Below are 21,007 nucleotides of genomic sequence, written 5' to 3'. Positions count from 1 at the left end.
CGGCAGCGGATTGCCGCGACCAATCTTCGTCCTCGCGCACCCCCCACGCCCACCGCGCCGGCAACCTCGACTGTATAATTTATGTAATCGAACCGACACCGACATGTCGCGGACCCTGCCTAGTAGCCGCCTCTGAAGCCGCGTTTGGGCGGCGACAAGGGGATCTGTAATGGTCGAGTTCCGGGGCGTGATCCGCGCTTCGCTTTATCTGTCGTCGGCCGCGATCGCGGTAACGTTCGGTGCAACGCCGTCGTTCGGGCAGGCCGCAACCGGGCAGGCGGTTGGCGGCGGTGATGCCGGCGCGGCTCCAGCGGATCCGGCACCTGACGTCACCAAGCAGGGCGATACCGACGGCACGATCATGGTCACCGCTAGCCGCACGACGCGCTCGTCGGTCGCGTTGTCGGGCGTGGAGATGCAGAAGACGCTGCCGGGCGTCAGTCCGGTCAAGGCGATCCAGACGCTACCCGGCGTCCAGTTCGAAACCGCCGATCCGTGGGGCAACAACGAGCAGAACATCTCGCTGGTCGTCCACGGTTTCAACCAGAACCAGCTCGGCTTTACGCTCGACGGCGTGCCGCTGGGCGATCAATCCTATGGCAATTTCAACGGCCTCTCGCCGCAGCGCGCGGTCATCAGCGAGAATGTCGGCCAGGTCCGCCTGTCGTCGGGTGCCGCCGATCTCGGCACCGCGTCGGCCAGCAATCTCGGCGGCGCGGTCGAGACCTTCACGAGCGATCCGGCGCGCGATCTCGGCCTTCGGTTCGCGCAGACGCTCGGCAGCTACGATGCACAGCGCAGCTATCTGCGGATCGACAGCGGCGAATTCGACGGTCTTGGCGGTACCAACAGCGGCTACATCTCCGCCATCCGCCAGAAGGCGCGCGCGTGGGAGTTCGACGCGAAACAGGGCGGCTATCAGGTCAACGCGAAGTTCGTCCACAAGGACAGCCACGTCACGCTGACCGGCTATTTCGCCTATTCCAACAAGCAGGAGCCCAACCAGGACTCGGTCGCGCACAATGCCGGCGGGATCGAACCCTATTATCGTAGTCTGCTCTACCCGAACTTCGCCGCGGCGCTCGCCTACCTCGATGCCAACGGCAACGTGCCGTCGAATGCGCCGGCCAACTATCTCAATTATTACGGTGATGCGCAGCGCAAGGACTATCTGGGTTACGTGAAGCTCGACTACCGCTTCTCGGACGCCGTGACATTCTCGAACCAGGTCTATTATCATCACGACGACGGCGAGGGGCAGATTGCCGGACCGATCACCGTGGCGGGCCTGCCCGCGCTGTTCCGCATCTATTATCCCGGCCAGAACCTGAAACAGGTGTTCGGCAATTCAGGCTATGCGCTGCGGACGACCGAATACACCGTCGACCGCGAGGGGCTGTTGTCGCGGCTCGCGATCGACGCGGGCAATCACGAGATCGAGCTCGGCGGCTGGTACGAGCATAACGCGAACACCGTCCGCCGCCGCTGGTACGCGTTTCCGGTCGACAATCCCTCGACGCCCTATGTTCGCGCCGATCCCGCGCTGCGCCGCCTGACCCAATATGGCAGCGACGTCGACGTCGACATCGTCCAGCTCCATTTGCAGGATCGCTGGCACATCACGCCCGCGGTCACGCTCGAGGCGGGTTTCAAGTCCAGCCTGCAGTTCGCCAATGGTGTGGTGCCGGTCCAGCCGCTGCCGGGTGCGTTGTCGGGCGCCTCGACCGGCCTGCCGGAGGGTAGGATCAACACCAAGAAGTGGTTCCTGCCGGCGATCGGTGGCACCTGGGACGTGACCTCGTCGGAGCAGCTCTTCGCCAACGTGCAGAAGAACGTGCGCCAGTTCCAGACGTCGGTCGCCGCCGGGCTGTCGCCGTATAATCTCGGCAGCCAGCAGGCGTTCGACCAGCTGAAGGCCGAGACGTCGCCCGAAAGCTCGTGGACCTACGAGGCAGGCGTCCGGTCGCATCGCCAGGTGTCGCTCGGCCCGATCACCGCGATCGAGGGTCAAGTGAACTATTACCACGTCGATTTCAGCAACCGCCTGTTGCAGATCAGCGCGACGCCGGTGATCTCGTCGGTCGTCGGCGGCGTGTCGATCCTGCAGAACGTCGGCGGCGTCACGACCAACGGCGTCGATTTCGCGACGACGTTCCGGTTCGGCCCGCATTTCTCGCTCTACGACGCGCTGTCGTACAACAGCTCGAAATACGACGACAATTACACCAGCGGCACCGCGATCGTCCCAACCGCGGGCAAGTATGTCCCCAACACCGCCAAATGGCTCAACAAGGTCGTCGCCAGCGCGAACGATGGACCATTCGACGTCCAGGTGATCGGCGATTTCGTCGGCCGCCGCTTCGCAACCTACACCAACGACCAGTCGGTATCGGGCCGCGTCCTGCTTAGCGCGCAAGCCGGCTACGCCCTGCCACCGATCGGAGGCCTCGGCCTCAAGAACACGCGGTTTTCGGTCAACGTCACCAATCTGACCAATCGCAAGGGCATCTACGAAATCGTCGTCGGCGCGGCGAGCACCACCTACAACAGCTACGCGACCCCGCCGCGGCAGGTGTTCTTCACGCTGTCCGGTGCCTTCTGACCCGCCGCTAGCCTTCGGACCGAAGCGGTGTGCTCCAACGCATCCGCTTCGGTCCATCTTACCCGGTCCGCGCGATAGTACCGAATGATCATGGTTTTTGCGGGCACGGTCGCCTAGCTTTGCTCGCATGATCATCCGGGGGGCTGTCACGCGAACGATCGCACTCGCGCCACTACTCGGGTTGGCGGCGCTGGTGCTCGCCGCGACGACCGGGGGTCTTTCGGCGAGCTTCATCGATCCGGACGAGTCCGCGCACTATATCAACACGCTGTTCATCGGCGATTGGCTGCGCGCCGGCATGCCCTCGCCGATGGCTTTCGCGCGGGATTTCTACGCCCATTTTCCGAAGCTTTCGATCGGCCATTGGCCGCCCGGCTGGTACGCGTTGCTCGCGCCGCTGTTCGCGATCCTCCGCCCCTCCCCCTTCGCCGCCTCTATGTTCAGCGCCTTCATCGCAGGGTTACCGGCGGCGCTGGTCGGCTGGGGGCTGTTTCGTACGGGCGTGCCGCGGATCGCCGTCGCAGCGGCTTTCGTCGCCTTGCTGTTGCCTCTCGAAGTCGAAAGCGCGCGCTATTTCCTGCTCGACCAGCCGGTGGCGCTGGTGGTCGGGATTGCTGCCATTGCTTGGCTCGCCGCCGCCGACCGTCCGTCCTGGTTTCGCTATGCACTGTTCGCCGCGCTCGCCGTCTTCGCGACGCTCGTCAAGGGCAACGGCGTGCTTGTCATCCTCGTGCCCACGATCGAGATCGTGCTCTCGCGCCGCTGGGCTCTGTTGGCCGATCGCAGGCTCTGGATCGCAGGCGTGGCGACCGGTCTGCTGATCCTGCCATGGTACTTGATCTCGTTCAGGATTTCGGCTGGCGGGTTCAACTACGCGCCGGGGTGCGCCTATGCGTGGGACTCGCTCGTCACCAACGTTCAGGCCGTCCACGCCAATATCGGCCTGAGCGGGATGTTCCTGGTAGCGGTCGGTGCGATCCATCACTGGCGCGATGCCCGTTCGGGGCCGGTCGTCAGGCTGTCGGTCGCGGTGATCGTCGCGACGCTGATCTTCCAGGCGATCGTGCCCGTGGCGCTGGTCGACCGGTACATCCTGCCGCTGCTGCCGTGGTGCATAATCCTCGCCGCATTGGGGATCCGTTCGTTGTGGAGCTTCGGCGCAGTGTTCCGGGCGGCTGCGGTCGCCTGCGCCGTCGGGATGCTCGTTTCCCCGGCGATCGCCCTTGCGCACGAAACAGCGAAGCCCGATCTCGGCGCGCCGACGATCGCGCAGACGATGATCGACACGCCCGGTATCTGGCTGGTCGACGGTCGGGCCGGCGGCGAGGGCGCGGTGATCGCCGCCGCCGCCTTTGCGGATCGCGGTCGGCGGCAAATCTGGACTGCCCGCGCGTCGCAATGGCTGTCGACCAGCGACTTCATGGGCCGCGGCTACATCCTGACCGCACGCTCGCCGCGCGAAGCCAGCGCCATGCTCGACCGCCTCGGCGTCCGCGGGGTGGTTATCGTCGGCGAACAGATGCGCCCCGCCTATCCGCATAGCGTCGTGCTGGCGCAAGCCATCGGCACGCCGACCTATCGAGAGCGCCGAGCCGGTTTCCAGGTCGGCCGTGGCCTTACCATTGTCGCGGTTCGCATCGCACCAACCACGCCGCGCCCGGACCTGCTCGCAACCGGTAGCGGCTCGCACAATTTCTCCGCGATGACCGGCGCGCAGAAACACTAGTATCGGCGCCCGGCAGGGGCCGACAACAGCACGCGGGATAGCCTGTCGAACTGGGCTGCTCGATGATCCTCCGATCAGCAACGATCGCTCCGCGCACAGTGTGCCGCACCGTTCAGTTTCAGTTTAGGTCCTGAGATCATTAGGAACATTCGAGCTCACTATATTATACTATCGCGGAAACTTTCACGGTGTCGGTAGATTGGACCCCCCGACGATGGCCGGTCCGCAAACCGCTCAGGTTCCACGATAGCGATTTCAGGGAAGTTTCATGGCCACCACGGATCAGGCGTCCGCGCAGCAGACGCGAGGTACACAAGGTGACGCATCCGTCCCAAACCGGACCCTGGATGCGCTGAACTTCTTCCTCGCCGACGTGCGCGATGGGCTTGGGCCGTATCTCGCCATCTATCTGCTCGCCGTTCGGGGACCGGCGCATGGCTGGAACGAGGCGACCGTCGGCGCAGTCCTGACGATTGCCGGGATCGTCGGTCTGATCTCTCAGACGCCCGCGGGCAGCCTGATCGACCGCGCCAGGAACAAGCCACGGATCGTCATGATCGCCGCGTTGCTCGTGACGCTCAGCAGCATATCGCTACCGATCGTGACCGGTTTCACCGTCGTCGCCATCACCCAGTCGGTCGCTGCGGTCGCCGGCGCCGTGTTCGCGCCCGCAATCTCGGCAATCACGCTCGGGCTGGTCGGCCCCAAGCTGTTCGCCAAGCGCGTCGGGCGCAACGAGGCGTTCAACCATGCCGGCAACGCGGTATCCGCGGCGCTGGCGGGCCTGCTCGCGTGGAAGTTCGGCCCGGTCGTCGTGTTCTGGTTGATGGGCGGACTGACCGTGGCGAGCATCGTCACCGCGTCTCGGATCGACAACGGCAAGATCGACAATGCGGTCGCGCGCGGTCTCGATTGCGAACCAGACGAGGATTGCGAACAGCCCAGTGGCTGGAAGGCGCTGATCGAGAACAAGCTGCTGATGATCTTCGCGCTGACCGCATTCCTGTTCCACCTCGCCAATGCCGCGATGCTGACGTCGGTCAGCCAGCTTCTCTCGCGCACGGTCGGCAAGGATCTGGCGACGTCGCTGACCGCGGCGTGCATCGTCGCAGCACAGTTGGTGATGGTACCGGTCGCGATCGTGGTCGGTCGCAACACCGAGAAATGGGGCACCAAGCCGCTCTTCCTCGTCGCCTTCGCGTTCCTGGCCGTGCGTGGCGCTCTGTACACCGTCTCGAACGACCCGTGGTGGCTGGTCGGCGTGCAGGCGCTCGATGGCATCGGCGCTGGCATTTTCGGCGCGCTGTTCCCGGTCGTGATCGCCGACCTGACCAAGGGCACCGGGCGCTTCAACGTCAGCCAGGGCGCGGTCGCCAGCGCACAAGGCCTCGGCGCGGCGCTGTCGGCAACGCTTGCTGGTGCGATCATCGTCGGCGCCGGCTACACCGCCGGCTTCCTGACGCTGGCGGTCGTCGCCGGACTGGGCCTCGCGCTCTATTTCATCGCGATGCCGGAGACCAGACACCGGCATTGAGCGCAGGCCGCATCGCTTCAAACCAGCAACTTGTCCAGCGTGATAGGCAGATCGCGCACCCGCGTTCCGGTCGCGTTATAGACCGCGTTCGCGACCGCTGCGGCTACCCCGGTGATGCCGATCTCGCCGATTCCGTGCGCACCCATCGGCGTGTGCGGGTCGGCGATGTCGGTCCAGATCACCTCGATCTCGGGGACGTCGAGATGCACCGGGATGTGATATTCGGCGAGACTAGGGTTCATGATCCGGCCGTTGCGCTCGTCGAAGTCGGTCTCCTCCATCAGCGCGAGGCCAAGGCCCATGATCATGCCGCCGCGGAACTGGCTGCGCGCGGTCTTCGGATTAAGGATCCGGCCGCAGTCGAACGATCCGAGGAAGCGAGTGACGCGCACCTCCCCCGTCACCGCGTTGACGCGGACCTCGCAGAAGATCGCGCTGTGCGAGTGCATCGACCAGTGCATCTGCTCCAGCGGCGGCGACCCTTCAGCCGAGACGGTCACCGCATCGCGCTGCGCCCGGCCGAGGATCGAGGCGTAGGACTCGCGCCGCGTCGGATCGTCGAGTTTGGCAAGACCGCCATCCTCGCTGCCAACCTCGTCCGGCGACAGCCCGGCAAGCGGTGAATCGTTGCCCGCGAGTTTCAGCAGTTCGGCGACCAGCGCGTTATGCGCGGCGATCACCGCGCCACCGATCGCTGCGGTCTGCTGCGACCCGCCCGCCAAGATGGCGCCTGGAATGATTGAATCCCCGTACCGGACCTCGACCGAATCGAGCGGCAGCCCGAGCCGTTCGGCGGCGACCATCGTCGTGGTCGTCGACGTCCCCATCCCCATTTCGTGCGCCGCGACCTCGACCAGCGCCTTGCCCAAACGGTCGATCGTGATCCGCGCCGCCGCCCCCGGCATCCGGTAATAGGGATAGGTCCCGGTCGCGCAGCCCATCCCGATCAGCCATTCGCCTTCGCGTCGCGCGCCGGGCGCCGCACGGCCGGCCCAGCCGAACGCATCCGCCCCAGCACGCCACGCCTCGACGATGTGCCGCGACGAGAACGGCAGGCCCGATGTCGGATCCACCTCCGGCTCATTGCGGACGCGCAGGTCGATCGGATCGACGCCGAGTTCGACGGCGAGTTCGTCGATCGCCGATTCCAGCGCAAACGTGCCCACCGACTCACCGGGTGCGCGCATGAACGTGTTGGCGAGCATGGCGATTTCAACCACCTCGACCGACAGCTTGATGCTGTCCGCGGCATAGCCCGCGCGCGTGCCGAGAATGAACGGCTCGGGCATGTTGTTGTGCGGCGTGGTCGCGGTCGTTCCAGCGTGGATCAGCGCCTGGAAATGCCCGTCCGCATCCGCGCCAATTGCGACGCGCTGCTCGGTCAGCGTACGGCCGCCGACCCCGCGATAGACCGCCTCGCGGGTCAATGCGACCCGCACCGGACGGCCGACCAGCCTGGCCGCCGCGGCACCGAGGATCTGGTGATCCCACAGGCATTTGCCACCGAAACCGCCGCCGACATAGGGCGAGGTCACGCGAACCTGCTCCGGCTTCAGGTCGAACACGCCGGCGATCGTCGCCGCCGCCATCGTGACCAACTGGCTGGCGTCGTGAATGACCAGATCGTCGCCTACCCAGGCGATCGTCGCGGCGTGCGGTTCGATCGCGTTATGGTTGTGGCGCGGCGTCCGATAGACCTGGTCGACCGTGTGCGGCGCCGCTGCCAGCGTCGCGTCGGCATCGCCAATGGCGTTCCGCAGTGGCTGGCCCATGAACGATGCCGGTTCGGCACCCTTGGCCTTCGCCGCTGTAAACGAGGTGATCGCCGGCTCGGCGTCGTAGGTCACCTGGATCAGCGATACGGCATAGTCCGCCTGCTCCTGCGTGGCCGCCAGCACGACGGCGATCGGCTGCCCGTTCCAGTGGATACGATCGTCCTGCATGATCGGCAGATCGGCGGGCGCCGCCGCGGTCGGGCCCGAGCCGAACACCGCCGGCTGGTTCATGCGTGGCGCGTTTCGGTAGGTCATGACCGCGACGACGCCAGCCGCGGCCTCCGCCGCCGCCACGTCGAGCGTCGCGATCCGACCACGCGGGATCGTCGCGAACGCAAGCGCGGCATAGACCATGTTGTCGAGCGGGAACTCGGCCGCGAACCGTGCGGCACCCTTCACCTTCAACGGACCGTCGAGCCGCGATACCGATGTGCCGATCAGGCCGTGCTTACGCGCGATCAGCGGGTCGGGGACGCCGCCGGGGACCCAGCTATCAGGCGCGAGCGGCACCAATTTGGTCATCGCACCCTGCACCAGGCCCTGGGCGGTGCCCTTTACCGTTTCGAGAATGCTCATGCGGTTGCTCCCGACAGGTCGCCGAGAACGGCGACGATCGTCCGTTTCGCGAGTTCGATCTTGAAGCCGTTGTCGCGGAGCGGCCTGGCGTCGGCGAGTTCGGCGATAGCGGCCGCGCGAAACGCCGCCTCGGTCGCCGGACCACCTAGCAGCAGCGCCTCCGCCTTGGTCGCGCGCCATGGCTTGTGCGCCACGCCGCCGAGCGCGATACGCACGTCCCTAACCTCATCGTCGACGACGTCGAGCGCCGCCGCGACCGAGATCAGCGCGAACGCATAGCTCGCCCGATCGCGAACCTTGCGGTACGTCGAGGTCGCCGCAAACGCCATCGCGGGCAGTTCGATCGCGGTGATCAGGTCGCCCGCCGCCAGCACGGTGTCGAGATCGGGCCGATCGCCGGGCAGGCGATGCAACTCGCCGAACGGAAGCGTACGCGCGCCACCGCGGCCCTCGACATGGATGACCGCATCGAGCGCGGCAAACGCGACGCACAGGTCGGACGGATGCGTCGCGACGCAGGCCTCTGACGCACCGAGGATCGCGTGGATACGCGTGAAGCCCCCGACCGCATCGCAGCCCTCGCCAGGCACGCGCTTGTTACAGCGCGAACCGTCGGTGTCGTAGAAATAGGTGCAGCGGGTGCGCTGGAGCAGATTGCCGCCGACCGTCGCCATGTTGCGGATCTGCGCCGACGCCCCCGCCAGGATCGCGCGCGACAGCATCGGATAGCGCGCCCGTACCGCGCGGTATTCGGCAAGCGCGGTATTGCGCACCGCCGCCCCGATCAGCAACCCGCCGTCTCCCGTCTCGGTGATCGTGTCCGACAGGCCGGTGACATCGACGAGCGTGGCGGGCTTGGCGACCGTCTCGCGCATCAGGTCGACCAGATTGGTGCCACCACCGAGATACGCCGCCGCGTCGACATCACCGAGACGGAGCGCTTCGGCAGCATCGCCAGCGCGCGCATAGGCAAACGGGGTCATGCCGAAATCTCCGCCGCGACGGTTTCGCGGATCGCATCGATGATCCCGTTATGCGCGCCGCATCGGCACAGATTCCCGCTCATCCGCTCCTGCAATTCCTCGCGCGTCAGCTGCACATCCGCGGTGAGATCGGCGCTGACGTTGCTCGGTACGCCGCGCTTCGCTTCCGCCGCCATGCCGATCGCCGAGCAGATCTGGCCTGGCGTGCAATAGCCGCACTGGAAGCCGTCATGGTCGATGAACGCCTGTTGCAACGGGTGCAGCGCATTCCCGTCCGACAACCCCTCGATCGTCGTGACCCGACGCCCGTCATACTGGACCGCCAACGCGAGGCACGACAGGATACGCTCACCGTCGACCAGCACCGTGCACGCGCCGCAAGCGCCCTGGTTGCAGCCCTTCTTCGTACCGGAGAGATGCAGCCCCTCGCGCAACAGATCGAGCAGCGAGACGCGGGGATCGTCGGGCAAAGCGACCGCCGATCCATTGACGAGTATCGACATCGCACTCTCCTACCTAAAACACGTGCTCGCGCATGCGACGCGGCCGGGCATAATTTTATACCGAACGGTATAGGCGGTTTATTACGATTCGCCAGTGTCTTGCCGCGCGATATGTCGCCCTATTCTCCAAAGCGCGTTTCACGCGGTATGCGGGCTCCAACGGAAGAGACCGGAGCAGGCGCGACGGCACCGCAATCGGGAATAAGCGATGGCAGACATTAGTCCGACCGACTGGGACGAGGCACAGGTGCGCAAATGGCTCGACGCCCGAATCGCTGCGGCGCGGTCCGATCAGGTCGCCGCCGAACGTGGCGGCTATGGCCAGCAGGACGATTGCGACAAGGCAACCGCCGAGGAGATGGTCTGCACGCTGATGCAAGCCAAGGACTCGGCGGTCGACCAGAAGCGCTTTGCCGCCGACCTGAAAGCGCTGCTCGATCGCGACGAATTCATCTGGCGTGGCGTGTATGACGATACGCGGTTCGACCGCCATGTCCGGTCCTATGTCCGCAAGCTCGCCAAGATGGCCAAGACGAACAGCGGCTTCGACCGGACCGCGCGCTATCAGTGACGCGCGTCCCGTCCGATCAGAACAGGCGCTTCAGCAGACCGACGTTAGTCTTGCCGAGCTCGACGACCGAGTCGCCGCGACCGCTGATGATCGCCTTGGCCATGTAGAGCGTGAAGCCCTTCATCTGCTCGAGCGTGATCTTGGGCGGCATCGACAATTCGGTACGCGCCGTCACCGCATCGAGCAACGCCGGCCCCGGATGCGCGAGCACGTCGCGGACGCCGGCCTCCACCTCGCCCGGATCGGTGACCCGCACGCCGTGGATGCCGATCGCGCGCGCCATCGCCGCGAAGTCCGGATTATCGAGCGCGACGCCGGTTTCGACCAGCCCCGCCGCCTTCATCTCCATCTCGACGAAGCCCAAAGTACCGTTGTTGAAGACGATGATCTTCACCGGCAGCCCGAGCTGGCGGACGGTGAGCAACTCTCCCATCAGCATCGCCAGACCGCCATCGCCCGATAGCGTGACGACCTGACGATCCGGGAAGCTCGCCTGCACGCCGATCGCCTGCGGCAACGCGTTGGCCATCGATCCGTGGTTGAACGACCCGATCAGCCGGCGCCGCCCGTTCATCTTCAGATAGCGCGCCGCCCAGATCGTCGGCGTCCCGACGTCGCAGGCGAACACCGCATCGTCCGCCGCGACCTCGCTGACGACGCGGGCGACGTGTTGGGGATGGATCACGCCGCTGCCGGGCGTTCCGTCGGCGAGTTCGTCGAGCCCCTTGCGCGCCTCGGCATAATTGTCGCGTGCGGATTTGAGGAACGCACCGTCGCGGGCGCCCGTCAGATGCGGCATCAGTGCCGCGAGCGTCGCGCCGACATCGCCGACCAGCCCGATATCGATCGCGGTCCGCCGTCCGAGATTCTCGGGGACCAGGTCGATCTGCGCGACCTTGGCGTCGACCGGATAGAATTGGCGATAAGGAAAGTCGGTGCCAAGCATCAGCAACACGTCGCAGCCCATCATCGCATCGTAGCCGCTCGAAAAGCCGATCAACCCGGTCATGCCGACATCATAGGGGTTGTCGTATTCGACGAACTCCTTGCCGCCGAGCGCATGGACGATCGGCGCCTGGAGCCGTTCGGCGACTTTGAGCAGTTCGGCGTGCGCGGTCCGACACCCGCGGCCGGCGAGGATCGTCACCTTGCCGGCGCCGTTCAGGAGCGCGGCTAGCTCGGCGATATCGGCATCTGCGGGGACCGTCGTCGCGCGCGGCGGCAACAAGGCGCCTGCCGACCGCGCCAGCGTGCCGGTGGTGGAGCGCAGCGCGACATCGCCCGGCATCGCGACGACCGAGACGCCGCGATGGCCGACCGCGGCGCGGATCGCGGTCTCGAGCGTGCGCGGCATCTGGTCCGCGTCGGAGATCGTCTCGCAATACACGCTGCATTCGCGGAAGAGCGCCTCGGGACGCGTCTCCTGGAAATAGTTCGAGCCGATCTCGCCGCTCGGGATCTGCGCGGCGATCGCCAGCACCGGCACGCGGGTCCGGTTGCAGTCGTACAGGCCGTTGATCAGATGCATGTTGCCGGGGCCGCACGACCCGGCGCAGACCGCGAGGCGACCGGTCAATTGCGCCTCGGCGCCCGCCGCGAACGCGGCCGCCTCCTCGTTGCGCATGTGGATCCACTCGATCTTGCCCTGGCGCCGCAAGCTGTCGGTCAACCCGTTCAGGCTGTCGCCAACCACCCCGTAGATGCGCTCGACCCCGGCCAGATGCAGCGTTTCGGCGAACAGGTCGGCAATGACGGTCTTCGGCATGTAACGGCTCCAGGCAATTCGGATGATCGCTGTCGATCAGACGACGGACAGTTCGCAAACGCGTTTCACGTCGGTAGGGATGCAGCGCGCGCAACCTTTCACCTCAACCCGGCTTGCGCGACACGAACGGAACGGCTTTGAGTCGCACCCGTCGGAAGCGCCCGTCGAGACAGTTCAGGTACACCCCATGGCCCGCAAGCATTCGAAACACATGCCCTATGAAGACCCGCAGGCAGCGGAAGAGCAGGACGTTCCGCAGGCGGTACCTTGCTGGTTGTGCGGCCGCCCGACCGGGAAGACGATCGTCTGGCATCATCCGGTGCCGAAAAGCCGCGGTGGACGCGACGTCGTGCCGATGCATCCGGTCTGCCAGCAGACGCTGACCACCAATTTCACCAATTCGGAATTGCAGCGCGCCGGGATGGATGTCGACAGCCTGCTCGCCAACCCGACCATCCGCAAGTTTGTCGACTGGGTGGCGAAGAAGGATCCCGATTTCACCGCGTCACCCGCCAAGAAGACCCGCTGAGGCGTGCCCGCGGACGTTCATCCGGTAACCCCGGACGGCCGATACTTCGTCGTCCGCGGCAGGCTCTGGCGTCGCGCCGATCCGTCGCTCTCCGAGGACCGCCGTACCGCGCTGGTCGCCGACCTGATGCAGGCCAGACGTGCGGTGGGCGTCGCCTTGCGCAAAGCTGACAAGGCGGCGTTGGCGGAGGCGCGGGCGGGCGTCGATCGTGCGAAGGTCGCGCTCGGCGAACGCGGACCGGTCTGGTGGCAGGACGGCACCCCCGACCTCAACCGCCGCATGGTCGCCAACACGCCCTATGCTGGGTGGTTCGAAAACGGCGCAAACGATCGGGGGTGAACGCTCCGACACGGGTCGAAGGCGGCGGATGGACGCCGTATCGACGCATGCCCTACGACCACGACGCCCGAAAAACTATGCGGTACCAATGAGATACAGCCTGACGAAGTATTCGCTGCCACGACGTCGGAACCACGAAACCGCCGTCTGACGGGCCCCGTTTTGGGCAAAATCGGTGCTTCGATTGGACCCGTAACGGACACATTTCAGCCAAAACGAATTGCCAAACGGATCGGGCCGGGACCTTGGTCGCCGGGAAATACCACTACAGATGAGGTGAGGGAATGAATTCCAACTTTGCAAAGCGTTCGGCCGTTGCGATGATCCTGCTCGGTTCGGTCGGCCTCGGCGGCTGCGCGACCAAGGGCTATGTCAACGATCAGATCGCCACGGTGAACACGCGCATCGACGGCATCGACGGGCGTCTGCGCACGGTCGAGGGCGTATCCGGTCAGGCACTGACCCAGGCGCAGGCTGCAGCCGGCCAGGCACAGCAGAACGGCCAGCGGATCGACCAGCTCAACGGCCGCGTCGATGGCGTCGACCAGCAGATGCAGCAGCTCCAGAAGCAGCGCGCGCGCAAGCCGCGCGGCTGATCGCCGAACATCTAATGCCGGGTAACCGGCACTTGTAACGGAAAACGGCTCTGCTACATCGCCGAATGCTCAATCTTCGAACGATGGCGTCAGAGCCGTTTTCTTTTGCGTTTCGGGTCGCCGCATTGGTGTCGCTTGCGGCGGCACCGTGCCTCGCGAATGCCCAGACTGCCGATGCCAGCACTCGACCTGCCAAGAAAGCGGCGAACGGGAAAACCGGGCCCGCCAAGCGCCCGTCGGTAAAAGGCGCGTCGGTAAAAGGCGCATCTGCAAAACGCCCACCTTCAAAACGGAAGGTCGCGAGCGTTGCTCTCCCGGTGCCCGCTCCCATTCCGACAGAATCCGCATCTCGGGTGATGGCTTGGGTCAAGGCGGCGCAGGACAACGCTACCCTCCCCTATATCGTAATCGATAAGCCGGCCGCCTTGCTCTATCTGTTCAAGGCAGACGGCACGTTGCTCGGACAGACGCCCGTCCTGCTCGGCATCGGCATCGGCGACGATTCGACCCCGGGGGTCGGCGCCAAGAAGCTCGAAGACATCGGGCCCGCCGAACGGACGACACCCGCTGGTCGGTATGTCGCCAAGTTCGGTCGCGCGTTCGGCCATGAGCGCGTGCTCTGGGTGGACTACGCCAATTCCGTCGCGATCCACGCGGTTATTACCACGAACAAGAAGGAGAAGCGCGTCCAGCGGCTCCTTTCTCCGTCGCCCGACGACAACCGGATCTCGTTCGGCTGCGTCAACGTCGGCACGCCCTTCTACACGCGCAAACTGAGCCCGCTGTTCAAGAAGGCCGGCGGCGTCGTCTACATCCTGCCCGACACCAAGACGCTCGACGAGGTATTCCCACGTCTTCGTTTGCTGCCATATCTGGGCGCGGCATCCGAAAGCATGCCGGCAACATGACCATCAAACCCGCCCGATCGAAGAGAGCAATCGCATGATCCTGTTGATGATCGCCGCGCTCGCCGCGTCGAAAGCGCCCGTCGTGGTCAGTTCGCTGACAACCGAGCAACTGGTTAGCGACTGCCGCGGCAAGGACACCGATCCTGCCGCCACCTTCTGCACCGGCTACATCATGGGTGCGTTCGACACGCTGTCGCAGGCGCGCCAAATCTGTCCGAAACCCGCGACCGCCTCGACGCTGGACACCGTCGCGTCGGTCCGGCGATACCTGCGGATGCACGACGAGCAATGGACCGACGCGCCATCCTTCGTCGTGCGCAACGCGTTGCGGGCGAAATTTCCGTGTGGAAGCGCCGCGGTCAAGCGGAAGCGCAAGTAAGCCTGTCAGGCAGACTCGTCGTCCGGCGCTTCGTAGATATCCGGGAAACTGTAGGCGGACGGCGGATCGTCGAAGGTGCCGCGTGCGAACACCACGATGTCGCCCTCCGCCACGTCCAGCTTGGCCCAACTGTCCCAGCCGACATGGATGAAGTCCGGCGGGCCGAAGATACGGATTGCGCGGAGATATTCATCTCCCCGAAACCCCACGAAATGCAGCGCGGGAGCGGGCAGAGGGCTGGTATCGCTGGTCACGGCATCGGCGTCGCGGCCGAGACCGGAACAACGCCGAACCTTGGCATGACGCACGCTTAGGACCGCCGCCGACCGCCGGTCGACACTGGTCCCTTTTCCTCTGCGGCGAGCCTCCGCCAGCGGTCGAACCGCTCCGTGGTCAAGGTTCCTGAAGCGATCGCCGCCTGAATCGCACAGCCCGGTTCGACGCGGTGCGAACAATCCGAGAAGCGGCACTCCTGCGCGATCAGGGTAAAGTCGTCGAACACCTCGGCGATGCCGGACGCCGCCTCGGACAGTTGCAGCTCGCGCATCCCCGGCAGATCGAGCAGCCACCCGCCCTGTTCGAGCCGATGCATCTCGCGCACCGTCGTGGTGTGGCGACCGGTCCCGTCGATGGCGCGGATCGCCTGCGTCGCGATGCTGTCGGAGCCGCGCAACGTATTGACGAGCGTCGACTTGCCGACGCCCGACGACCCGAGAAGCGCCACGGTCTTGCCGGGGCCGCACCATGCCGCGAGCCGCGCGACGTCGGCTGGGTCGCGGCCGTTGACCGTCTCGACCAGCAAACCCGGTTCGATCGCGCGCGCCGCCGCCGCGAACGTTTCCGGCGTATCCGTCAGGTCGGACTTGGTCAGCACCACGACCGGCTGCACGCCGACCTCGCGCGCCAGCACCAGATACCGCTCCAGCCGCGCGACGCTGAAATCCTGGTTGCACGATGCGACGATGAAGACCGTATCGACGTTGGCCGCGATCATCTGGTCCTTGCGCGGATCGGCCGGCGAGCGTCGCTTGAACAGGTTGATCCGGTGCAGCACGCGGATAGGATGCCCCATCGCGTCGTCGAACAGCAGCCAGTCGCCGACCGTCGGGTGGTCCTCGGTCGGCTGCGCGCCGGGGATATAGGGCGAGACGAAGTCGCGCGATCCCTCGCCCGCCACCGCGATCTTGCCGCGGTGGACCGCCATCACGCGGACCGGATGGCAATGCAGCGCCTCCTCGTCCGAAATCTGCTCGTTGAAATGTGCGGTCCAGCCAAGGTCTGCCAAGGTGTCGGTCGTCGGTGTCATCGCGTCACTATAACCGCTTTCGATCGGCCGGCATCGCATATTGCGGTGTTCGATCAGCAGCGGATCGGCTCGGCTGATAGTCGTCGCGCATCCGCTCGTTCCGTAAGGTAAAAAGTAACCAAACACGTAAAATTATACGATCCTGTCATAAAACGGTATCGAATCGGTCCTAGCTGCCCGGTCAACGGACGTGCCAGTCCGCCCAACCATCCCAGGGGGGAAACCATGAACACGACACTCACGATGCCGGTACGCCGGCAGCGATCGCGCGCGCTTGCTCTTTTGACTCAGGTCGCCGGCGGGGCGCTGGCCGCCGCGATCGTCGTCGTCCCCGGCACGACCGCGTTCGCGCAGACCAGCCCGGTCGCGACGGCGGCGACGACCGACGACACGCTGCCGAAGGAGACCGTCAGCGAGGCGATCACCGGCGACATCGTCGTCAACGGCCGTCGTCAGCAGACCGCGCTCGCCGAGGAGCATGACGCGGTCGGCGTCATCGACATCGTCACCACCGGCGACGTCGCGATCCACTCGCAGACCGGGATCGCCGACCTCGCCAAGCAGCTGCCCGGCATTTCGGTAAGCCGCGATCAGGGCCGCAACCAGAGCGCGACCGGCGAGGCGCAATATGTCTCGATCCGCGGGTTCGACACCGGTTACAACGCCTACACGCTTGACGGCCTGCGCCTGCCGCAGGTCGCGGGCAGCTCGCGTGCGATCTCGCTCAACCTGTTCTCGCCGTTCGCGGTCGGCGCGATCGCGGTCGACAAGACGCCCGGGGCGGCCAAGGATTCGGACTCGATCGCCGGCATCATCGACCTGCGGACGCCGACCGCGTTCGATTTCTCGACCGACTTCACGCGCGCCCGCGTCCTCGCCCAGGGCGCGCAGCTCGCGCTCGACCGCAAGCAGAAGGGTTTCGGCGGCGCGGTCGGCATCGACGCCGCGCGGCGCTTCGGCAGCGACCATCAGTTCGGCGTCTATGTCGCAGGCTATTACGAGGAGCGCGCCAACGCCGCGGAATCGACCGCGGTGCAGAACGACTACAAGACCACCGCCTTCAACGTCGGCACCGCCCGCGCCAACGGCGACGCGCTGTCGGCCGACGGCGTCCAGTGGAATTTCTACAACAACGAGATCAAGCGCTACGGCGCGACCGGCTCGCTTGATTATCACGGCGACCCCGTCGAACTGTTCGCGCGAGTAAACTACGCGACCTATCTCAACACCAACACGATGAACCAGACCGGGCTGCGCAACGAACTGACGCGCGGCCAGACCAGCTCGAACCCGGTTCGCCCGCTGACCGGTGGCGGCACGACGCAGGCGTACAACGCCGCGGGCGTCTACACCCCGCTCGGCATCAACCCGGCCAGCTATTTCCGTACCGAAGACGTCGAGCAAGAGCTGTTCTCCGCGCAACTCGGCGGCAAGGCTCACTGGAACGGTTTCACCGCCTCGCTCGAAGGCGCCTATGCCGACGGTCGGTTCGACCAGCCGCAGCGGATCGAAGCGGCGTTCCGCGGGATCGCCTATAACGGCGCCGCGAACAACACCGGGCCTGCGACGCAAGGGGTGGTTGTCGATCTGTCGAACCCGAAGTCGCCGCGACCGGTGCTGTCGTCGGGTGCCAGCGCCTATGTTGCGTCGCTCGACCGGCCGAGCCAGCTCTACATCCAGCAGGGCTACGACTATCTGTCGGAGGTCAAGAAGACCGTAAAGGGCAGCATCGGCTGGGACGGCACCGGCGTGCTGACCAACGTCGCGATCGGCGGGCTGTACGAGGATTCGGATCGCGACGGTCGGTCACTCGCGCCCGATGTGACGCGCTACCGCTTCCTCACGCCGCTCCAAAACGGGACCGTGCAGGGGCCGACGATCAACCAGTATAACGGCTATGTGCTGACCGACTTCCTCGAGTATTATCCGTCCCGCGGGATCAAGGTCCTCGACCGCAGCCAACTCGACTCGCAGGTCAGCCAATATGTGAACCAGTCGCTCGTCTCACCGACGGTGATCAACCAGGGGCTGCTGAAGGGCAACGAAAAGCGCAAGGCGGCCTATGCGACGGCGACGCTGACGATCGGGACGCTGGAGGTGATGCCGGGCCTGCGGTACGAGGACAACAGCTTCCGGGCGCGGTATTTCTCGACCAACGCGAATGGCGTGGGTGGCAATTTCATCGACGCCGGACGCGACTACGACCATCTTGACCCCAGCCTGCTGGCGGCATGGAAGCCCGATGCGCGGTTCGTCGTCCGCGGTGCGGTGCGATCCAGCTATGCGCGTCCGGCCTTCGACCAGCTCGCCGGCCCGACCCAGCGGAGCGAGGCCGATTCCAGCGGCAACATCACCGTCACCCGGCCCAACCCGAACCTGAAACCGGTCGAGGCGTGGAGCTATGACGCGGGCGTGGAATATTATGGCGGCGTCGGCCGCTACCTCCAGGTTGCGCTGTATTACAAGACGCTCAAGAACATCCTCGTGCCGACCGGGACGCGCTCGATCGGCGACACCGTCGGTTCGGTGACGACGATCCAGCCCGCCAACGGCCGCGACGGCAACGCACGTGGTATCGAGGCGTCGGGCCGCTTCACGATCGGCGACATGCTGGCGTCGAACTTCCTCGGCAATTTCGGGGTCGGCGGCAACATCACGTACCAGCACACCGAAGCGAACTATCAGATCTCGGCGACCGACATCCGGAAATCGACCCTGCCGCAGGCGCCGAACCTGATCTACAATGCCGAGATCTTCTATGCCGCCGGCCAGTTTCGCACCAACCTGTCGTACAACTACACCGGTCGTTTCCTGGCGACCGTGCAGGACAGCCAGCCCGACATCTACGTCCAGCCGATCGGCGAGATGAACTTCGGCCTCGCCTTCGCCGCCACCGAAAACCTAGAAATCGGCGTGGCGGCGCGCAACCTGCTCGATCAGCACACCTATTGGGCGACGGTCGGCAAGTCGGAACGCTACATCTCGAACGACCGCAACGGCGGCTACATGAACACCGGTCGCGTGTTCCAGTTCAGCTTGACGATGAAGATGTAGAAGCCGGGATTACCGCCGGTCGCCCGTAAGTGGCGATCGGCGGTGATCGACTGGCCACTGGTCGCGCCGTCGTGGTATATAGGCCAAGACAGTGTGCCCAAACGCCGGGGAGTCTTGGAAACCGATGCTGTTGATCATGGCGGCACTGACAGTCGGACTTCTCGGACCGGTGACAGCCGGCTCACCGCCTGCCACGACGACATTCGCATCGGCGGCGCGAACCTGCAATGTTCTACAGGCGGCCTATACCGCCACGACAAACTCGCGATCGACAGCGTATCCCCCGGATGTACAGGCTGCTTCCCGCATCCTGTCCGTCAAGAGCTGGACGCCCGACTTCAAGGCTTCGCTCTCGCTGTCTTCGCAAGAGTTCGAGAACATGGCGGGCAATGCGACGGCCTATGCGGTGCCCAACTTCAAGCCTGCATGTGAATGGAAGGGGACGCGTGGCGCGGCAACCGACGAAGAGGGCCACGCTAGGTACGTGACATTCACGGCTCCGATTTTCGCGAAAACCGGACGTCTCGCGCTCGTCGAAGTGTCTTTTCGCGAACAGGATTCCTTCGGATACGGGCTGATCTGCGTCGTCCGGCGGCCGCAGGCGACGTGGTCGGCGACCTGCGTACGGAGCTGGATCACCTGAGGGCGGTCGCTACATCCCGCATCGGGTCGCCCCGCCCACCCCGCGCTAGAAGTTCGGATCGAAGTTGAAGAAGATCGGGTTCGACAACGCGACCATGTTGCCGCTGAGCGCCATCGAATTGGGCACCTGCGGATAGGGCGTCTGCGGGCCTTCGACGGTGACGCGGTAATAGGTGCGACCGTGGGCCGGCGGCGTGTCGGTGAAGGTCGCCGATCCGGTCGCGGGGTCGCTGGTGTAGGCGCCGAAATCCTCGCCGTCCTTGACCACCTTGATCTTGTACGCCGCCCCCTTGATGCCGGCGCCGACCAGCTTCACCTGGAACGTCACCGGCCTGCCGGTCGACGCGGCGTTGTCGCCCATCATCATGTCCATCCGGCCATCGCCGTCTCGGTCCGCCATCAGCTCGACGCGCGGATCGTCGGGGTTGGCGCTGACCGAGACGCGGCCATTGCCGAGCGCATCGATCACACCCTGCGCGGTGCGCGTCCTGGCGAAGACCCAGGTCGTCGGCGTGCCGACATAGTTGGCGGTCGCCTGGATGCTGTTGGGCACTGTCTGTGCAGCCGTATCGGGGATGCCGTGATGCGAATCGCTGCCACCGCGCCCGGTCAGCTTGCGACCCGAGCGGAGCATGTCGTCCCAGATCATCATCGCATTGAGGTTGGTCGGCCAGACCGCCGAGTTCCAGACTTCGATCGAGTCGACCATGTCGTAGGAGAAGCCGAAATGGTCCTTGCCGCTCGGATGGTTCGCCGAAAGATGGATGCCGAGCGATTTCTTGACCGCGAGGATCTTCGCATCGCGCTCGTCCTCGACGTCGAACAGGCGCTGGTGATCATAGGGCTTGGCCGAAAAGACGTTGCCGTGGCCGCGCACCGTCGTCCATTCCGCGCCGTACAGCAGGATTACCGACTTCGACTTGAACTCGGGGTCTGACCAGGTGTTGTGCGCGACATCGCCGTGGACGTGATTGTCGTGGTCGGTGATCGCCAGATAGTCGAACCCGGCGTTTTCGGCGAAGCGGATGATCTTCGCCTCGGGGTTGTTGCTCGAATCGGTGCTGTGCCGCGAGTGCAGATGGAGATCGCCCTTCAGCCACTGACCTTCGGTAAGGCTGGCAACCGGCGGGATCTTCGGATCGACGGCAACAGGAGCAGCCGCGTCTGCCGAGGAGGATACAAACAGGAGCGCGACGAGCGCGAGACGATCGAGCATGAT

The 21,007-nt window shown here is 65.3% G+C and carries 18 protein-coding genes; 11 read left to right on the top strand and 7 right to left on the bottom strand.

The features are described from left to right. Nucleotides 1–169: 169 nt before the first annotated feature. The 3 genes from ACLBWL_RS10790 (at nucleotide 170) to ACLBWL_RS10780 (ending at nucleotide 5,862) form a co-directional block, all read left to right on the top strand. Complete coding sequence (locus tag ACLBWL_RS10790; protein WP_447792857.1) at nucleotides 170–2,602, top strand: TonB-dependent receptor; 2,433 nt, start codon at nucleotides 170–172, stop codon at nucleotides 2,600–2,602. Nucleotides 2,603–2,729: 127 nt separating this feature from the next. Beyond that, the gene (locus ACLBWL_RS10785) at nucleotides 2,730–4,328 is read left to right on the top strand and encodes an ArnT family glycosyltransferase (RefSeq protein WP_447792855.1); all 1,599 of its coding nucleotides are present in this window, start codon (nucleotides 2,730–2,732) and stop codon (nucleotides 4,326–4,328) included. Between the two features lie 268 nt (nucleotides 4,329–4,596). Then, nucleotides 4,597–5,862 (top strand): MFS transporter, encoded by a 1,266-nt coding sequence (locus ACLBWL_RS10780; RefSeq protein WP_447792854.1) that lies wholly within the window; start codon nucleotides 4,597–4,599, stop codon nucleotides 5,860–5,862. Nucleotides 5,863–5,879: 17 nt separating this feature from the next. Here ACLBWL_RS10780 and ACLBWL_RS10775 read toward each other — a convergent pair whose 3' ends face one another. Genes ACLBWL_RS10775 through ACLBWL_RS10765 form a run of 3 tightly spaced genes read right to left on the bottom strand, consistent with a single transcriptional unit; the run spans nucleotide 5,880 to nucleotide 9,699 of the window. Next, on the bottom strand, nucleotides 5,880–8,213 hold the full coding sequence (locus tag ACLBWL_RS10775; RefSeq protein WP_447792852.1) for a xanthine dehydrogenase family protein molybdopterin-binding subunit: 2,334 nt from the start codon (nucleotides 8,211–8,213) through the stop codon (nucleotides 5,880–5,882). Then, nucleotides 8,210–9,196 carry an FAD binding domain-containing protein gene (locus ACLBWL_RS10770; RefSeq protein ID WP_447792850.1) on the bottom strand — a complete coding sequence of 329 codons (987 nt, stop codon included), beginning with the start codon at nucleotides 9,194–9,196 and terminating at the stop codon, nucleotides 8,210–8,212. Before ACLBWL_RS10770 ends, ACLBWL_RS10775 begins: the two co-directional genes overlap by 4 nt. After that, on the bottom strand, nucleotides 9,193–9,699 hold the full coding sequence (locus tag ACLBWL_RS10765) for a 2Fe-2S iron-sulfur cluster-binding protein (RefSeq protein WP_447792848.1): 507 nt from the start codon (nucleotides 9,697–9,699) through the stop codon (nucleotides 9,193–9,195). The genes ACLBWL_RS10770 and ACLBWL_RS10765 overlap by 4 nt, the downstream gene beginning before the upstream one ends. A gap of 208 nt (nucleotides 9,700–9,907) precedes the next feature. On the opposite strand from ACLBWL_RS10765, the gene ACLBWL_RS10760 reads away from it, so the two are divergent. Further along, nucleotides 9,908–10,270: a hypothetical protein gene (locus tag ACLBWL_RS10760; RefSeq protein WP_447792846.1), complete on the top strand. Its 363-nt coding sequence runs from the start codon at nucleotides 9,908–9,910 to the stop codon at nucleotides 10,268–10,270. A 16-nt stretch (nucleotides 10,271–10,286) separates the two neighbouring features. On the opposite strand, the gene poxB is transcribed toward ACLBWL_RS10760, so the two are convergent. Then, entirely contained in the window at nucleotides 10,287–12,035 is a 1,749-nt protein-coding gene (gene poxB, locus ACLBWL_RS10755; protein ID WP_447792844.1) for a ubiquinone-dependent pyruvate dehydrogenase, read from the bottom strand. Between the two features lie 187 nt (nucleotides 12,036–12,222). Between poxB and ACLBWL_RS10750 the strand changes: the two genes are divergently transcribed. The 5 genes from ACLBWL_RS10750 to ACLBWL_RS10730 all read left to right on the top strand — a co-directional run bounded on the left by ACLBWL_RS10750 (nucleotide 12,223) and on the right by ACLBWL_RS10730 (nucleotide 14,786). Next, complete coding sequence (locus ACLBWL_RS10750; RefSeq protein WP_447793483.1) at nucleotides 12,223–12,564, top strand: hypothetical protein; 342 nt, start codon at nucleotides 12,223–12,225, stop codon at nucleotides 12,562–12,564. Between the two features lie 3 nt (nucleotides 12,565–12,567). Beyond that, complete coding sequence (locus ACLBWL_RS10745; protein WP_447792842.1) at nucleotides 12,568–12,903, top strand: hypothetical protein; 336 nt, start codon at nucleotides 12,568–12,570, stop codon at nucleotides 12,901–12,903. 284 nt (nucleotides 12,904–13,187) lie between these two features. Further along, on the top strand, nucleotides 13,188–13,499 hold the full coding sequence (locus tag ACLBWL_RS10740; protein WP_259467403.1) for a hypothetical protein: 312 nt from the start codon (nucleotides 13,188–13,190) through the stop codon (nucleotides 13,497–13,499). Between the two features lie 65 nt (nucleotides 13,500–13,564). Further along, nucleotides 13,565–14,407 carry a hypothetical protein gene (locus tag ACLBWL_RS10735; RefSeq protein ID WP_447792839.1) on the top strand — a complete coding sequence of 281 codons (843 nt, stop codon included), beginning with the start codon at nucleotides 13,565–13,567 and terminating at the stop codon, nucleotides 14,405–14,407. A gap of 34 nt (nucleotides 14,408–14,441) precedes the next feature. Continuing rightward, entirely contained in the window at nucleotides 14,442–14,786 is a 345-nt protein-coding gene (locus tag ACLBWL_RS10730) for a Rap1a/Tai family immunity protein (protein WP_447792837.1), read from the top strand. 5 nt (nucleotides 14,787–14,791) lie between these two features. Here ACLBWL_RS10730 and ACLBWL_RS10725 read toward each other — a convergent pair whose 3' ends face one another. Both ACLBWL_RS10725 and rsgA read right to left on the bottom strand, forming a co-directional pair. Beyond that, on the bottom strand, nucleotides 14,792–15,040 hold the full coding sequence (locus ACLBWL_RS10725) for a hypothetical protein (protein ID WP_447792835.1): 249 nt from the start codon (nucleotides 15,038–15,040) through the stop codon (nucleotides 14,792–14,794). A gap of 56 nt (nucleotides 15,041–15,096) precedes the next feature. Next, complete coding sequence (gene rsgA / locus ACLBWL_RS10720) at nucleotides 15,097–16,092, bottom strand: ribosome small subunit-dependent GTPase A (RefSeq protein WP_447792833.1); 996 nt, start codon at nucleotides 16,090–16,092, stop codon at nucleotides 15,097–15,099. A 225-nt stretch (nucleotides 16,093–16,317) separates the two neighbouring features. On the opposite strand from rsgA, the gene ACLBWL_RS10715 reads away from it, so the two are divergent. Next, nucleotides 16,318–19,146 (top strand): TonB-dependent receptor, encoded by a 2,829-nt coding sequence (locus ACLBWL_RS10715; RefSeq protein WP_447792831.1) that lies wholly within the window; start codon nucleotides 16,318–16,320, stop codon nucleotides 19,144–19,146. Nucleotides 19,147–19,270: 124 nt separating this feature from the next. After that, nucleotides 19,271–19,789 (top strand): hypothetical protein, encoded by a 519-nt coding sequence (locus ACLBWL_RS10710; protein ID WP_447792830.1) that lies wholly within the window; start codon nucleotides 19,271–19,273, stop codon nucleotides 19,787–19,789. Between the two features lie 45 nt (nucleotides 19,790–19,834). Here ACLBWL_RS10710 and ACLBWL_RS10705 read toward each other — a convergent pair whose 3' ends face one another. After that, nucleotides 19,835–21,004, bottom strand: a complete 1,170-nt coding sequence (locus ACLBWL_RS10705) for a CehA/McbA family metallohydrolase (protein ID WP_447792828.1) — start codon at nucleotides 21,002–21,004, stop codon at nucleotides 19,835–19,837. Nucleotides 21,005–21,007 lie beyond the last annotated feature (3 nt).

This window comes from Sphingomonas sp. M1A8_2b (genome assembly GCF_053345535.1).
The sequence above is the reverse complement of the archived record's forward strand: the minus strand, read 5'-3'. Positions and strand labels throughout refer to the sequence as shown.